15 protein-coding genes and 2 pseudogenes are annotated in these 14,595 nt (G+C 56.0%); 5 read left to right on the plus strand and 12 right to left on the minus strand.

Features of this window, described 5'->3' with window-relative positions:
• Positions 1–8: 8 nt before the first annotated feature.
• From JNB88_RS07565 to JNB88_RS07575, 3 genes are all read left to right on the plus strand, one after another.
• Entirely contained in the window at positions 9–2,156 is a 2,148-nt protein-coding gene (locus JNB88_RS07565) for a caspase family protein (protein WP_220354914.1), read from the plus strand.
• A complete protein-coding gene (locus JNB88_RS07570; RefSeq protein ID WP_220354915.1) occupies positions 2,143–3,408 on the plus strand; it encodes a hypothetical protein in 1,266 nt (421 codons plus the stop codon). Before JNB88_RS07565 ends, JNB88_RS07570 begins: the two co-directional genes overlap by 14 nt.
• 301 nt (positions 3,409–3,709) lie before the next feature.
• Positions 3,710–5,236 carry a caspase family protein gene (locus JNB88_RS07575; RefSeq protein ID WP_223217121.1) on the plus strand — a complete coding sequence of 509 codons (1,527 nt, stop codon included), beginning with the start codon at positions 3,710–3,712 and terminating at the stop codon, positions 5,234–5,236.
• Between the two features lie 761 nt (positions 5,237–5,997).
• Here the strand turns inward: JNB88_RS07575 and JNB88_RS07580 are convergent.
• The 4 genes from JNB88_RS07580 to JNB88_RS34355 all read right to left on the minus strand — a co-directional run bounded on the left by JNB88_RS07580 (position 5,998) and on the right by JNB88_RS34355 (position 8,678).
• Complete coding sequence (locus JNB88_RS07580; RefSeq protein WP_018859663.1) at positions 5,998–6,207, minus strand: cold-shock protein; 210 nt, start codon at positions 6,205–6,207, stop codon at positions 5,998–6,000.
• Positions 6,208–6,505: 298 nt separating this feature from the next.
• Positions 6,506–6,934 carry a hypothetical protein gene (locus JNB88_RS07585; RefSeq protein WP_220354917.1) on the minus strand — a complete coding sequence of 143 codons (429 nt, stop codon included), beginning with the start codon at positions 6,932–6,934 and terminating at the stop codon, positions 6,506–6,508.
• Positions 6,931–7,296, minus strand: a complete 366-nt coding sequence (locus JNB88_RS07590; protein ID WP_220354918.1) for a hypothetical protein — start codon at positions 7,294–7,296, stop codon at positions 6,931–6,933. Before JNB88_RS07590 ends, JNB88_RS07585 begins: the two co-directional genes overlap by 4 nt.
• A 1,214-nt stretch (positions 7,297–8,510) precedes the next feature.
• Positions 8,511–8,678 (minus strand): Thivi_2564 family membrane protein, encoded by a 168-nt coding sequence (locus JNB88_RS34355; RefSeq protein ID WP_197066815.1) that lies wholly within the window; start codon positions 8,676–8,678, stop codon positions 8,511–8,513.
• A 569-nt stretch (positions 8,679–9,247) separates the two neighbouring features.
• On the opposite strand from JNB88_RS34355, the gene JNB88_RS07595 reads away from it, so the two are divergent.
• A complete protein-coding gene (locus tag JNB88_RS07595; RefSeq protein ID WP_220354919.1) occupies positions 9,248–9,469 on the plus strand; it encodes a hypothetical protein in 222 nt (73 codons plus the stop codon).
• Here JNB88_RS07595 and JNB88_RS33475 read toward each other — a convergent pair whose 3' ends face one another.
• Positions 9,470–9,709 (minus strand): CrpP-related protein, encoded by a 240-nt coding sequence (locus JNB88_RS33475; protein ID WP_223217107.1) that lies wholly within the window; start codon positions 9,707–9,709, stop codon positions 9,470–9,472. It abuts the gene before it with no gap.
• 955 nt (positions 9,710–10,664) lie between these two features.
• On the opposite strand from JNB88_RS33475, the gene JNB88_RS07600 reads away from it, so the two are divergent.
• Positions 10,665–10,895: a hypothetical protein gene (locus JNB88_RS07600; protein ID WP_220354920.1), complete on the plus strand. Its 231-nt coding sequence runs from the start codon at positions 10,665–10,667 to the stop codon at positions 10,893–10,895.
• 89 nt (positions 10,896–10,984) lie between these two features.
• On the opposite strand, the pseudogene JNB88_RS07605 reads toward JNB88_RS07600, so the two are convergent.
• From JNB88_RS07605 to JNB88_RS07630, 7 genes and pseudogenes are all read right to left on the minus strand, one after another.
• Positions 10,985–11,325: pseudogene (locus JNB88_RS07605) on the minus strand (hypothetical protein).
• A gap of 92 nt (positions 11,326–11,417) precedes the next feature.
• Positions 11,418–11,615 carry a hypothetical protein gene (locus JNB88_RS07610; protein WP_037138791.1) on the minus strand — a complete coding sequence of 66 codons (198 nt, stop codon included), beginning with the start codon at positions 11,613–11,615 and terminating at the stop codon, positions 11,418–11,420.
• 318 nt (positions 11,616–11,933) lie between these two features.
• The gene (locus tag JNB88_RS07615) at positions 11,934–12,173 is read right to left on the minus strand and encodes a hypothetical protein (RefSeq protein WP_220354921.1); all 240 of its coding nucleotides are present in this window, start codon (positions 12,171–12,173) and stop codon (positions 11,934–11,936) included.
• Positions 12,170–12,460 (minus strand): ArsR/SmtB family transcription factor, encoded by a 291-nt coding sequence (locus JNB88_RS07620; RefSeq protein WP_220354922.1) that lies wholly within the window; start codon positions 12,458–12,460, stop codon positions 12,170–12,172. Before JNB88_RS07620 ends, JNB88_RS07615 begins: the two co-directional genes overlap by 4 nt.
• Positions 12,461–12,880: 420 nt before the next feature.
• Entirely contained in the window at positions 12,881–13,315 is a 435-nt protein-coding gene (locus JNB88_RS33480) for a helix-turn-helix domain-containing protein (RefSeq protein WP_223217108.1), read from the minus strand.
• Positions 13,315–13,781: pseudogene (locus JNB88_RS33485) on the minus strand (AraC family transcriptional regulator ligand-binding domain-containing protein). The gene JNB88_RS33480 and the pseudogene JNB88_RS33485 overlap by 1 nt, the downstream one beginning before the upstream one ends.
• A 276-nt stretch (positions 13,782–14,057) precedes the next feature.
• Positions 14,058–14,321 carry a DUF982 domain-containing protein gene (locus JNB88_RS07630; RefSeq protein ID WP_220354923.1) on the minus strand — a complete coding sequence of 88 codons (264 nt, stop codon included), beginning with the start codon at positions 14,319–14,321 and terminating at the stop codon, positions 14,058–14,060.
• Between the last annotated feature and the right edge of the window lie 274 nt (positions 14,322–14,595).

A 14,595-nucleotide genomic window follows, 5' to 3' on the forward strand; every position in this document is an offset into this window, starting at 1 on the left:
AGGGCGCAATGAGGCGCAAGGGACGACGTGTCGTGACGATCCTGCTTGCGTTCGTGACCCTCGGAGTTTCGATTAGTCCGATGGTGGCTCTCGCATCGGAAAACTGCGCCGTCGCTTCACCAATCTCGGTTGGCGGCCAGGTGCGGCTAGCGCTCCTCATCGGCGTCGGAAATTACCTCGATCCTGAAATCAGCAGGCTCGATGGGCCCGTCAATGACGTGAATAGAGTGCGGGACCTCCTCGTCACCGGTTACGCGTTTCCCCGCGAGAATATTTGCGTAGTCACGGACGAGCGCGCAACTATTATCGGCGTGGAAGATGCTTTCCAGAAAATGCTGGACCGTGTTGTCACCAAGGATGACGTCGTCGTCATCTATTTCGCCGGCCACGGATCACAGACCGATGACCTTAGTGGTGATGAATCCGATGGCAGGGATGAAACAATCGTTCTTCATGATTCGCGAATGGGTGGTCATGGCGACCTCTTAGACGACGACCTCAATCGGTGGCTCGCCAAGTTCAGCGAAAAATCATCGCACGTAACACTGATCCTCGATTCATGTAATTCAGGAAGCGCTGCGAGGGGGCGCTCGGGGTTAAAAAAGCGGTGGATTCGTCCTATAGCCGGTAGCTCGGTTAAAGTAAGCGATGGCGATGCGACCGATTGGACACCGACATCGTTTTCAGGGCTCACCATACTTTCCGCTGCTACCGATGGCACCGCCGCAATGGAGGAGAACGGTGTAGGCCTTTTTACGCAGGCGCTTGTCGACATTCTGTCCGGCTCTCCCCGCCAGACCTATGCGCAGGTTGCCAAACGGCTTCCGCCACTGCTCAGCGCCGCGGGAACGCCACAGGTTCCCTCTGTGCAGGGGGATATAGAGAGCCTCGTCTTCCAGAATTTTGCCCGAAAGGCTCCAATTTCCTGGACTATCCGATCGCTCTCGCATGGCGACCGCTCTGGACCGCCGCAAATCGAGTTGACCGGTCCGCCATTGCCTGGAATCGGACCAAATGCGGAATTGCGGATATACGAAGGGGCGATTGATGGCCAGGAGCTATTTGATCCCAGGAAGGCTAAGGGCCTTGCGGTGGTGCGATCCTTCAGCGGGTTCAACGCGACAGCAACAGTGGTTCAACAACAAGGCGCACCGCCGGTGATCGAAGGTGATATTGCGGTTTTGGTCCGCCCCTCCAACAAATACCACGCTTTGACCATCAGCTTCATGCCCGAAAGAGAAGCCGGCGGCATCCCCGCGGACACTGCCGCAATATTGCGAAAAGCGATCTTGTCGAACGATGAACTGAAAGGGTTGGTCAGCCTTACGGATGGCGGGCAGCTGCAGGCTAGTCTCGATCGAGACAACGCCCTTGTTTTGAGGGGCCCAACAAACGAGATCCGCAATATGATACCATCGGGGCCGCCAGACAGGCAGGCGGAGCAACTGACCGAAATACTGAGATCACATGCGAGACAGCGCGTTCTCCTGCGCCTGAAGGGAGAGGGTGGTAGCGACTTTATCGATCAAGAGACGCTGAAGGTCCAAATCGTTCCAGAGGCAAGACAAACAAGTTGCGCGGGCGCAACTTGGTCGCAGGCGCCACCGAACACGGAGCAGATTGTACCCGAATGCTATGAAACCCACATCAGGGTTCAGGTCGATCCGCAATCACCCTATCCACTTTTGGTCGGCGGTCTCGTTCTGTCCTCCGACGGCAGCATAATAGGCTTCCCGAGCAACGGAAGAGTGGAGCTCGTTTCGCCGGGATCGACTTACGAGTTTCGCGACAGAGACGAACGGCTGATCGCGACGAGTCCATATGAGGTACAGGATCAGATCCTGGTCTTTGGAACCCAGGAAAAAAACCCTGTCAGATGGAGTGATCTAACTCTAACAAATCGAGGCGCGCCGGCCGATAGTGTCGGGACGCTGCATCGAACGCTCGATCGATACTTGAGCGGGGCGAGGGGCCAGATTACCGCCGCCCAAGGCGACGATACGACCTGGACGATGACGAGCGTTCCCATTCGTGTCCGTCAGCGTGCAGGAAGTTCGCTAGCCGGACCGGAAGCCTGCAAACCACAGACGTGTGAAGCAACCGTGGGTGAACCTTTGACAGGGGCTGGAGGGAGATTGGACCATGACCGAAAATGACGGCGCAAACGCAATACTGTCTCGAAGAAACCTGCTTTCTGGAGGCGTGACCGCAGCTGTTGGAGCGCTGGTCTTGAGCTTCGATATGCAGACTGGCGGGACAGCAGATGAGCTGCCTGAAGCCACGGATCCCCTTTCGGACGCTGAAATCGTTGAACTACTTAAAGAAGAAGGTGAACCAGATTTCGCTGCTCGCGCAACGATCTCGAACTTCTGGTTCCAGCAATCGTCCAACGAGCGGCCTTCCCCACACTGGCCTTCCGATGACGTGTCGTTTGACTATCGACCACTTGCGGAATTTGCCGCTCCTGGAACAAAATTTGAGCTGTCAGGCGAGACTCTCAAAGTACTCGCCGAGCGAAATGCCTTTGACCTTGGTGAGAGCTCCATCATCCTTTTTGGATTGCGGGGATGCACAGTCCCATCTGGAGAGGACTATTCGCCTGCATCTGCCAAACACACCGTTGTCACCGCGCGGCCCGACCACTTGAACATGAAGTGCCTGATAGGTGTATGGAATAGAACGGGCGGCACGATCTCTTTGTGTCGCGGATCCACGGTTCCAAACGTGGATCTTATGGACGCATATATTCGTGGTGCCGTGGGGTGCAACATGCTTCCTACTGGCGTGCATCGATACAAGGTGGGCCCCCATCGGGGAAACAGACAGCCAGGCGCATTCCGTCAGCAACAACCGCTCTGGGTCCTGCGGTCACCGAAGAGTCTAAGCTACGCCGCCAATGATCGCTCAGCAATCTGGGATGATCTCAACGGGAATCTACCCTTCGACAACATTCACGCAGCAATACTCAACTACCGCGCTAAGCCACCATTTTTCTCCTCGGCGGGCTGTCAGGTTGTTGCGGGGCGATACAAGAATGGTGTTCCGATTGGGGCCTGGGCGAAATTTCGCCAAGACGCAGGCCTGGTCCATCCGCCTGTCATCAAGGATGGAGCCCGCGGAGCAACGAGCGACGACGGAAGGACATTTACCTATTTCCTCCTGACAGGGGACGAGGCTTCCCTTGTCAGTTCTCGCCCGGATTTTGAGTTCAGAGCTCTCCGATATGGCTCGTCGGGACCTACAGTGGCGGCCCTGCAGGAAAAGCTGCAGATGGTACCGGACAGCATCGACGGAAATTTTCTACGCTCGACTCTGGGCACCTACCTCTCGTGGCAGAACGATAAGGGTCAGGCCGTAACCGGCATTGTCACAAAGTCAGACGCCGAGCGGCTAGGGTTTTCGCTCTGAACGAATTTTGTCCGAGAGGGCAAGTAGGCAAGCCTCCCGTGAAACCGACGCACGCTGAAAGGAGCGGTCTCACGGCAAGGTAGATATCTAGCTTGCGAAAACACCTGCGAACAAGATCGGCCTCGACTTTCTCAACCAGTAGACGGAACTCAGGTTCCATACCCGACATGGAGGTCAAGTAGGTACAGCCGGACAGGAAAGACTCTTTTTGATCTGTGTAGTCTGGTTTGCAAAGACCATAACGACAGCACCCCGGGGGTAGGTTATGCGAAGCCTTCGAATTGCCCTTTCAATCTTGGTGATGTTTACGTGCGCAGAGGCGCTTGCTGAAACACGCGTGGCGCTGGTTATTGGAAATTCTGCCTACCGCAGTGTACCGGAATTGCCGAACCCAGCTAACGATGCCAGTGACATGGCATCCAAGCTGAGTAGTCTCGACTTCGAAGTCATTGTTGGGCGTGACCTCGATCTTGCTGGTGTGAGGGCAGCAATCCGCCAGTTCGTCGCCAAACTCGAGGGCGCTGACATCGCACTGTTCTACTATGCGGGGCATGGATTGCAGGTAAATGGCGAAAACTACATCGCACCTGTCGACGCTACGCTTGCTTCCTACATCGACTTGGAGTTCGAAGCTGTACCGATGAACATGGTCCTGTCCGCGATGGAGCGGCAGACGCACGTGAACTTGGTGTTCCTTGATGCTTGCCGGGATAATCCACTTGCGATCAATCTTGCCCGGTCCATGGGCACCCGCTCCTTTTCGATCGGGCGAGGCCTAGCTAAGGTCGGGAGCGGCATCGGCTCCCTCATCGCTTTCGCTACCCAACCTGGGAATGTCGCGCTCGATGGTGTCGGCCGAAACTCACCGTTCACCGCAGCCCTCCTACGTCATCTTGGAAAGCCAGGGCGAGACATCACGCGCGAACTGATAGATGTGAGGCGAGATGTGCTTGATGCCACCAACGGCAGACAGGTACCTTGGGATAGTTCGTCGCTGACCGGCGAGGTAGTTCTGAAACCTATATCAAAGCAAGCCACAGGAAGCCCCGATCCTAGGCCGATCGATGGTGCGGCCGAGCTTGTCTTCTGGGAGACTATCAAGGCATCGTCTGATCGGGATGAACTCGACGCCTATCTCCAGCAATATCCAAACGGGGCATTTGTAGCGCTTGCGAAGGCCAAGATCCGGAACATCGAGCGGCTTGCTGGTGACCAAGCCGTCGCGAATTTGAAGAACGCACCAGGCGCGACCACCCAACAGCGAAATGAAACCGGGGGGTTCACAGCTTCACAAGGTCAACTCGCGGCGCTCCCGCCGCAAGCCGATAGATCAAATCTTGAGAAGGAGGATCGCGAACTTGCACGTTCGATTCAGAAAGAACTCAATCGGGTCGGCTGCAGAGCAGGCAATGAGGACGGTCTATGGGGCGCTGCAAGTCGAAGTGCTCTGGCACAGTTCACCAAACACAGTAAATTCGAAGTTGCATCCTTGGAACCATCAATGACGCTTCTCGAACAACTTCGCTTGCAGAAAATCCGGATCTGCCCGCTCGCCTGCGCGCAAAATTTCAAGGAACGAGATGGTCGCTGCGTGGCCGTACAGGCACCCGCGAAACCGACGCTTCGGAATGCGGTTGCACCACCAACAAACTCACAGAAAGCAAGCCTAAGCACCTGCCCGGCGGATGCTCACATCGCTGCCCGTGAGGCAATTCCACGCGGCAGTGGTCGTGGGCGAACCGCAATGACCGTCACACATTCCTGTGGCCGCGACCTTACCTGTCGCCGTCCTGCGCAGGGAATGCGCTGGTCCTGCAATTGGCGTTAGGTAGGCGGCAGAGCTGAAGAAGTACACACAAATCCAGCCATTCAATTCAGCCCGGCACGAGCAAGCCCCTCGATCAGGCGCGCCCGGTCCTCGCCGAGGACGCCGCGACCGTGCTTCCCCATGATATCACTGAGACGGTCGTATGGCGACGCTCCGCGAAAAGGCCGCCGTTCACAAGAAGAGGGTCTGCGAAGCGGTCACTGCAAAGGTCATTTGCAGTCGAATGGGAGCACCGCGTCACACGAAGGAGTCGGCGTCTAGGGACACCCCCACCCACACCCGCGCTGAACTGGCACAAGCGATCTTTTCGTCATTGGGAGAGGGGACAACCCCTCCGTCAGTCCTACGTCCCAACCTCAAGATGGTTCGACCTCAAGATGGATCTGAGCGGATTAAGAGCATTCTTGAAGCGTGGCTAGGGAAAGGTATACCGGTCATGGGTCTACCCGCAGTTGCCTTGGCTGAGGTACTGCCCCGAGATATCAATCTTGGCGACGATCACAACCGACCCAACGCGTGGTGTCCTTCGACAGATGCGCGGCGGCCGGTTAGCTCCCTGCTTCCTCTACCCTGGAGGCGCAACGAGCATTTGAAAGATCGTGGTGAGCGAATTCAGTAAGCCGTCGCGAGCAAGCCGCTGCCACCGCGTTCGGTAAAAGCGCCGCCGATGAAGCTGCCCGGAGCCCCACAGCGCTAAATAAGGGCCACGCTGTCCCGAGTCCGAAGAAAGGAGCTGCCGCGTCTTGCGCGGCAGCCTTTGATCAAAGCGCGCGGAGATCTTCAGCCGCTGTTTTGCCCGAACGTCGATCCTGCGTCGGTTCAAAACTAACTTTCTGACCATCCTTGAGGCCTGAAAGTCCCGAACGTTCTACCGCCGAAATGTGCACGAACACATCGGGAGAACCATTGTCAGGGGCGATGAAACCATACCCCTTTTCAGAGTTGAACCATTTCACTGTGCCAGTAGCCAATGTAAATCCTCGGTTGAGTTGCGATCCGCAAAATACCCACCAATGTCACGTTTGCAAGATGCGGGTTTGCGCTTTGCCTCGGCTCTCCGAAAGAAACAACGAGTAGACGCTTCGGGGTCCACAAAACACTAAGGGCGCTCAACCCGAATGGGGAGCGCCCTTGTGTTGCTGCTAGCGGCAAAAACCAACTGTGTGGCAGGCCGCTCGCTTGGGCTGGTTGTGTATCGAAGCTACCCGAGTCGGGCAACCCCTATTTCTGCAGCGCAGCTATGCATCCCGCCAGCCGATGGTCCCGGATCTAGTGTTGAATACCCTCGAATTCCGCTGGTTGGGCGTCCCACTTCGATGGGCGGTCATCCTCCAGCATAGAGGAACTTGCCGCTACGCTGTCCCAGGAAAGCGCCGAGAGCCGAACATGGACGCTCGGGACAATCTTCCCGGTGGACATTTCGTAGATGCGTGGTTGCAAAGCGTCAGGCGTCCACCCATACTCCCGGGCCACCGTGCCGATCCACAAACCGCGTTCGTCATGGTTGAGGATAATGTTGCGGTAGTTCCGCATGAGGGTGTCGGCAAGCCTGATGGCGAACGGGGCGCCAGCTTCCTCGCCAAGCTCGGCAAGCGTGTTGTACGCCTCCACCAGCTTGCCGTAGTCGCGCCGGGCAACAGTGCCCGCTTTGACGGCGGCCATAGCGAACCCGGCCGCGTCGTCTATCGTGACCATCATGATCCTATGTCCCCTGAGCTGGTGCCGTGTCCGCCAACTGCGAAAAGGATAGTGGCAACAATCGCCCCCCACCATTCGCGTTGCATGAGGGCGTGATAGAAGGTGTGGGTGAACGGCTTGGCCTCGTAGAAAGCATCGATCCGGTACGTCTTGAGGCGGGCGAAATAGGCTGTGCTAGCGACAAGGCACAGGAGGAATAAGGTTAGCTTCGCCACCCCGGCAAGAATCTGCCTTTCAAGCTCATACACCTTGGCCGCGGAGACGGCTAAGAGGTGGTTGCCGCTCTGACATGAACAGACATCGGCAGGGCGGCGGGACGCGGACGGACACTCGGCCAAAGCGGCGAACGCCAGCTTTTTCATTTGTGGTGTTTCCAACCATTTAGAGCAGCCATCATCAAGACACGCCATGCTCAATGCGTGTGACCGGCGAGCCGGTTTCGGCGTTCACTCGTCTAGCAAATAGGCGATATCCGGCTGCGTCGCTTGCTCCGTCGAGACAATCGCTTGTAGCGAGCTGCCAAGGTCCTGAGCGCATAGCCGCGCGAGGCGATGGTACGCTCGCGATCCCAATGCGATCCCACCCTAGCGGCGGTGGAGCCTTTTCTATCCAGTTTAACGCTTGTCCGGGGTTTCAGCCTATTGCCGGACCCGACCCCTGTATGCTTATTCTCTAATATGCATACCGCGCTCTAAACGGAGGGAAACGGAATGCCTGTCGGCGAAGATGTCACCGGTCGGAGGTTTGGTCGTCTAACTGCTCTCCATCGCGACCGTGCACCCGAGCGCCATAAGCATTGGTTTTTCCGGTGTGATTGTGGCAACGAACGCTCGATGTTCCTCGCATCCGTAAAACGTGGAGACAGCAAAAGCTGCGGCTGCCTGCGAGCAGAGCGCACCCGGCAGCGATCGCTAATACACGGACACTCTGTCGACTACAAAGTCACGCCGACCAGACGATCCTATGCGGAAGCGAAGAGCCGATGCACGAACCCGTCCGATCCACTGTATGGCAAGTTCGGTGCAGTAGGGGTTCAGATGACTGAGCGATGGGCCACTAGTTTCGCGGCCTTCCTCAAGGACATGGGCACACGTCCCTCCGGTACCATTCTTGCCCGCCTCGACGAAAGCGGACACTATGAACCATCCAATTGCTTGTGGCGCCCCAAGCGAAAGTCGCCACTTGTCAATCAGGCCACTCGTGGAACCGGTCGGTAGACACATTGCGCTTCGAGCTTTCGGAGCTCCGAACCGGCTAGCGTCTTAGCGTGGCTTTCCGAGCGCCGCATCTCGTCGAAGGTTGTGGTAAGACCATCAAGGGACTTGCTGGTGATTTCGTTGCCATCCGGAGATCTACTGCCGCCGACGGCTCTTGCTCCATCCTAATCACGAGCTGATCCAGAACCATGCCATCGACCAAGCAACCTTTCGGCAGCTACCCCGGGTTAGGAAGCGCATGACCATTATGTACGCGTGCAGCCCAGACAACTCCTTGAAGATTGCTCCGATCGTCTAAGGTGAGTTTAATCAGCCGTCGAGCACCTGTTGAGCGGATGTCGCTTTTGATTTTTCCTGCTTTACCAGACGGCGAGGTACTTCAGAAGCGATACGATGCCGATGATAATTACGATGATTTGCGCAATTTGCTTTGTTTTGGCGTCAACGGGAAGACGCTGAACAAGATACAGTACCAGGACGATTACAAGGAAGGTAATTAGAATGCCGATAATAACCGCTGTCGCCATCAATCTACCGTTCGGGGTTTGCGTATTTTCAACAGAGACTTAGGCATTCAACGCCGAAGGAAAGGTCCACTCAACAGATCCCACGTAGGCGCGATCCAACGACCTTTTCGGTGATCTTGTGGGGCCGCCAACCTGCCGCGCCTCCCTGATCACAAAAAAATAGCCTCGCTGTGCGAGGCTCAGTTTGAGCTTCAATCGGGGAGAGAGAAGCCCGTGCTGTCTACGATATGTGAGGCGAACCTAATAGGGCAAATTCAGACGTTTCGGTACGGTTTGAAAAATGAGATTCCAAAAATTCACAGATCGTCGGCCGCTCGCCCATTTTGTCGAAACCGACAGAGGGGAACGATATCCTCTCGTCGCAACCCTCCGGTCGGATGACGCTTGATACCTCAATCTGATCGCTTGACGCAGCCGACTGCCGATTCCCAGGTGACGAACATTATCGAGCTGTCTCGCGTCGGCGATGTTGCTGACCGTCATACGGCCCGCAAATCAAAGGTTGGCCTTTTGACCACCTTGCGCCCAATTAAGGCGTTGGTGCAATGCGATCTGGAGACTTTCGCACAATGCAGAATGATAAACCGATCGAGGATCGCCGAGCCATTATCGAAAGAGCGTTCAGACGCGCGGAGAGAGCAGGACTTCCTGTAGAGCGATCTCCCGAGTTTGAAGAATGGCTGGAGGAATGGGTGCGGCGTGAGATCGATATTGGCACCCTCCGGGAACGCTATATCGACTTATTGCGTCGTCGGGACATCGCTTGGCGAACACAGCAAAACTCGAAATAGTCAGGGCGCATCCGACTGGAGCAAACTGGACACGAAGGTGGAGAGCGTGCCTTCACAACTCGCGTTTTCCGCCTCCCAGCCGAACTTCCACGCATCGAGACGTGCCTGCCGTTCCTCTTGAGCGTTATCATTGGGTGGGGTGCAATCTGGACTGAGATAAGGATTTTCATCGGACCCAAGCCCAAGAACTCGCGCCCTGGAGCCTGCTTCCTGCAAGTTGATCAGTTCCTCGATAGTCAATGTCTGTCCCTCGTCAACACAAGCTATCACGCGCCAAAGGGTTTGCAAGGTCGTGCTAATATGATTGGCCAGCTATTGTTAATTTTGGATAGTTTGCCACACCATCCAAGGAACTAGCGTGGGAAACTGAGCCGACTGCTGTTCGCTGGGCGGAACCCTGCGCCATTCATCGAGATCTTCCAGTTTCACCCAAACCGTCTCGTGAAAGCGGTCCCATAGAACGCGCTATGGCGTTTCGCATCTTTGGCCTTCACGGGTCGCCTATCCAGGACCTCCTCCAAAGCCTAGAGAGGGGAGCGCCTACCTCTTGGCCAAGCACTGCGGAGATCAGAAAAAAGGCCCATCGAATCTCGAGGGCCTTTAGGTGCGAAGGCCGCCGCCTTCGAGGGGAACAACTGCTGCAACGGCGCGGAGGAAACACCTAAATGTTGCAACAATGCACGGTATACGCGAGTGCGCGACTTTTGACAATGATTAGTTCTAGCGTTGCAGCGCATGGACGGGTGATCCTCGCCTGGTTCGTTCGCAATGCTTTGCTTCAATTTGCTTTTGGCGCCTCCACTTCGCTTGCTACCCTCCGGCTCCGTCGTTCCTGCTAATCCTCTTCTGTTGCCATGAGCAGGAGACCATTTCTGTGTCGTTGGAGCCGATCGATTTGGACGACAGGGCTGCGTACCGACGAATTGAGACCGCCGCTGCAGAGTTCCCCAATCGAGACACCATGTAAGCGGACACTGCCGCCTATCTGCGCGAAAAGGAAGTCCCGCTGACATTCCGGTAATTGCTGGCGACAGGGGAAGCTACTGTCCAACCATCGCTCGCCATGCAGGCGTCCACGACCCAACCCCGGGCGGGGAGATCGCTTCAGTTCCGGAGTAGCCTAGACCGACTTTCCGCAAGGATCCTAACATGCGACAATGGCATGTATGCTCCAGGGCGGCATAAGGGGAAACAAATGTTTGATATTGGCGCGACTTACAATTTTGTCTGGATCCAGGGAACGTCGGAAGGCTGGGGCGAGGAGACCTTCACGGATCTCGTGGTCGACATCGATGGTCCGTTACTGAAGCTGAGCTCCGGAAGGATTATCAACTCACATTCGTCACTGTTTGTCAGCGCAATGCTCGTTTCGATGATAGCCTCCGCGCCAACTGGCTCGCCTTCCGAAGCGACTGGACGGGCTTAATTCGGCGCTGAAAACGAGGGGCGGGAGACTAAGTTGCTCTCGGGTCGGTTATGCAAAAGCGCAACTGCCTACGTAAGCAGCCGCTCCTTTCAGATTTCCTTGGCAGCCTCTGGCACCGTGATGGGCGCACGAAGCTTTTTAGTCTTTCCGAGTAAGGGACTTTTCTCCGCGGAATTCTCGTGCTCATCCGAATCGCCGATGTCGCCAACTTCGTTCAGTCGATGCGCAATGGCGACGCATAAATTGTGTGCAGGACGTTTCGATCCTTGAGATCCGGGTCTGCAAATGCCAGCAACGAAGCGCGAACGATCTTCTTGCTCGTAGCTTTGGGGCACCGTTCAAGGACGAACTCGTAAAGTGCTTTGCCCGAAAGGCCCTGCGTGGCTCCCTCCAGGAGTGCTTCGTACACGTGCTTACGCTTCTCACTCATGCCAATGCTCCTTCTGCTGTAAAAGCGATGCCATGGACGATGACTTCCCAGACCCCAAAGAATTGGGTTAAGCGCTGGTTGGTCGAGAAAGATCACTTTTTTCCCTTGAGAGGCCCACCGACTATGGCGTGCCTGTTCAACCGCTTCACAAGCTCCTCGGCCTCGCTCTGCAGCAGCTTGATCGATGTCACACCAAGGTCTGCAGGCGACCCAGTGTTGCGATCGATTACGGCAAACATGTTGTCAGCACCGCGAGAGACGAAAAACCGGTCTTGCTTGTCGCTTGGCATGACGTATCCCTATTCGCAGTCCATCGACACTAATTTCGTCACACGATGGATTGGGACGATGACTTGGCTCCCGACTCGGAGCCTTGTTGTTTATGCGCCGCTCTAGCTTGATCGATTGCCGCGAGCGCGTCGGCAAGCTGCACATTTCGATCGGTCAATAGACTAGCTGCCGCCCGGGATTGGTTGGCCGAGCCTATAAACACCCCCAACAGAATACGTGGATGGTGTTGGCGGTGCGCCCGCTTGCCGCGAACGTCACAGGCGCAATTTCGACTCTGTAACTCACTGCAGGTTTTCCCGGGCGACAGGGAACCAATCTCACGACAAGACAAACGCTTCATCGATATAGGCGCAAAAGCCTTTTATGTCGGTCGGATCAATCGCATGACGCGTCCAGATAGTCGTCGCCGCAATCAACGCCGTCAAGAGGGCGTCAGCAGTCCCACGGCCGTTATACTCGCAGATCCGGTAAATCATGGTGATTAGCGCAATGACGCTCCCGCGTGCATCGTCAGCCGCAACGGAGAACTCCATTTCAAGGTCGGGAATTTCCGTCATGCCGGCTGTACGAATGTCAGTTTTACTGCTTCCAAGAGCCTCCGAATGCCGTAGTCCGAGGTTGAGTAGTAGATCGTCTGTGCGTCACGGCGTGTGGTGACTATTTTTGCCGCGTGGAAGATCGCCAAGTGTTGGGAAACGGCTGATTGAGACAGTCCTACCTTTTCTGCAAGATCGCTGACACTACATTCCCCGCGGAGAAGGTGGCATGCGATGAGAAGCCGCTTTTCATTGGCGAGGAGAGCCAGCAACCTGACCTCGTCCTCCATCGGAGAATCACTATCCATTTCCAATCCCCATTCATGTCCAACGCGGCATGAGTTACACACAAGATGGCCTAGCCATCCTCGGAACTCAGATTGCCAAATTTTCTTGCACGCCTCGGTCTCACCAGGATCGCGCTGCGCATCCACGGGACGCCACGGTCAGCACCGGCTCTATCCGGGCCGACTTTCAGTCTGGGGAAATGCCTTGCTTACAAAGACCATCTAGGAAACTGCTCATCGGCTTCGCCTGGGCCAAAGGAAAGATAGGGTAAGCTGATGTAAGTGGCTTGCTTGCTGATGCCAAATGCTTGCGGTTCGATGCCATACCGTACTATCAGCCTGGGCATCGTGCATGAAATGGAATACATGGTTTCCGGGCCGGGCGGTCGAATTGCTTTTTCGCACGATACAGGCGAGGAGACGCCCGATGCGACGCCGGCTTTATTTCGTTAGCTCCAGTGCGGGGCTAGTTTCACGAGCCCGCCGGAACTCAGATGGGCTCTTTCCGATCCAGCGGCGGCAGGCATGGCTGAACGAGCTCGGCTGATGAAACCCCAGCAACCATGCAATCTGTGAGGCCTGAAGATCCTCCCCAAGGTAACGTAACGCCAGATCGCGCCGTTGTTGGTCAAGGATCTCTCCGAAGCTCAATCCCTCGGTCGCCAAACGCCTTGCAAAGGTTCGCTCACTGAGACCAAGTCGCTTTGCGACGGTCCGTGTGGTTGCTTCAGCGTGCGGCAAAAGCGGTGCGTTGGTGTTCTCGACGATAGTACGAAAAGGGCTGATATTGGTCGAGCGAACAGCCATTGTCTCGTCGCACATCTTCATCATCAGCTGGTTGAGGTAGGGATCCGCCGCGACCAAGGGCAGCTCCATTATTCTGATGTCGAACGATATCTCGTCGACATCACGGCGTCGAATTCGATGTCGCAACCGAACAGCCGGCGGATCTGACCCGTGTCGCCGGATCTGTGATGAATGAATTTCACGCTGACCGGGCTTAGATTTCGACCGACGAGTCTTCTGCACAGACGAAGGCAAGAATAAGCAAAGAGCTCCATCTGATGACGGTCCTGGTGGCGTGGTAGGCCAGAATAGGACAGTTCAACAGACCAGTTCTGCTTCTGCTGCAATCGCAGGACCAGAGCCTCGTTTCCTAGCCGCGCATATCGAGGGCGTCTCCCAAGTCAGGAGACGAGGCGGCCACATAGTAGAGCATGCCCGTTTCCCGGAGATCACATTCCCCCGCAAGGGTTAGTCCAAGGAATTCGTCTCCAGCAGCACGCGACACCAAGTCCAGGAAAAGTGTCTGCGACTTCGCGTTAATGCGTCCACGTTCCACGACAGATCGAGGCGAGATACCGGCCTTCGCCAGGAAGGGCTCTGGATTTATGCCTTTTCGTTCGAGGTGCCTTGCAGCCAATCTCGTTGCCAGGCCACTTGCGGTCGGACACGAGGTCAGGCTCTCGATAACGGTCTGGACCTGCTCCAACGACGCCTCCCAGATGCAGAACGCAAAACCAGCTGTCTTGAACCCATGGTAGCATACCGAAAGCTATCGCTTCACGCACTAATATCTCTTTCAGACGCAACCTGTGCGTTCTCTCAGCCATGCAAGTCAGTGCACGACGCGGATCACCGGTATTCCTGCCTCGTCAGCAGCTCTGATGAGCGCTTCGCGAGCGTCTTGGGCCGAAAGCTTCCCGTGGATAGCCTCCAGGCAGATTTTGACTGCCGCCATGTATTCCTCGCCATCGTCAGACGGCCACGCGGCTATCAGCGTTTCCGCCACCTCCCTGAGTGAACTCACCAGCCTGTATTTTTCTCGACCACCCATTAGCAGCATCAGGGGAGCGAATTGGTCGCTTCTGTGCCAATTCATTACAAAACGCCTCTACACGATAAACACAATGGTAACCGTGCAAGATTCGTTCCCGGCACCCGAAGCAGGGGGCATCACTCCCGAACTGCGATGAAGGCCCCGAAACAAACGACTGACACCAAGCTTGCCCCGCACTCTGGGCGGACCCTCTCCAGCAATGAAAGTGATGCCTTATCCGCAAGGTTTGTGGCGTGTCGCAGCTTCTGCCGTCGTCACGATGAGCGCTCTGATGTCCGCTGTCAATGATTTGGGCATAGATAGCCTCCGCTCGAAT

This window comes from Rhizobium cauense (assembly GCF_019511525.1).
GTDB classification, from domain to species: Bacteria; Pseudomonadota; Alphaproteobacteria; order Rhizobiales; family Rhizobiaceae; genus Rhizobium; species Rhizobium cauense.

Coding starts and splice junctions, on each gene's coding strand:
- JNB88_RS33480 (WP_223217108.1), bottom strand. CDS start 13,315: ATGGAGCTGCCCTTGGTCGCGGCGGATCCCTACCTCAACCAGCTGATG.
- JNB88_RS07620 (WP_220354922.1), bottom strand. CDS start 12,460: ATGGATAGTGATTCTCCGATGGAGGACGAGGTCAGGTTGCTGGCTCTC.
- JNB88_RS07570 (WP_220354915.1), top strand. CDS start 2,143: ATGACCGAAAATGACGGCGCAAACGCAATACTGTCTCGAAGAAACCTG.
- JNB88_RS07600 (WP_220354920.1), top strand. CDS start 10,665: ATGTTTGATATTGGCGCGACTTACAATTTTGTCTGGATCCAGGGAACG.
- JNB88_RS07615 (WP_220354921.1), bottom strand. CDS start 12,173: ATGACGGAAATTCCCGACCTTGAAATGGAGTTCTCCGTTGCGGCTGAC.
- JNB88_RS07565 (WP_220354914.1), top strand. CDS start 9: ATGAGGCGCAAGGGACGACGTGTCGTGACGATCCTGCTTGCGTTCGTG.
- JNB88_RS34355 (WP_197066815.1), bottom strand. CDS start 8,678: ATGGCGACAGCGGTTATTATCGGCATTCTAATTACCTTCCTTGTAATC.
- JNB88_RS07630 (WP_220354923.1), bottom strand. CDS start 14,321: ATGAATTGGCACAGAAGCGACCAATTCGCTCCCCTGATGCTGCTAATG.
- JNB88_RS07585 (WP_220354917.1), bottom strand. CDS start 6,934: ATGATGGTCACGATAGACGACGCGGCCGGGTTCGCTATGGCCGCCGTC.
- JNB88_RS07575 (WP_223217121.1), top strand. CDS start 3,710: ATGTTTACGTGCGCAGAGGCGCTTGCTGAAACACGCGTGGCGCTGGTT.
- JNB88_RS07595 (WP_220354919.1), top strand. CDS start 9,248: ATGCAGAATGATAAACCGATCGAGGATCGCCGAGCCATTATCGAAAGA.
- JNB88_RS07610 (WP_037138791.1), bottom strand. CDS start 11,615: ATGCCAAGCGACAAGCAAGACCGGTTTTTCGTCTCTCGCGGTGCTGAC.
- JNB88_RS07590 (WP_220354918.1), bottom strand. CDS start 7,296: ATGAAAAAGCTGGCGTTCGCCGCTTTGGCCGAGTGTCCGTCCGCGTCC.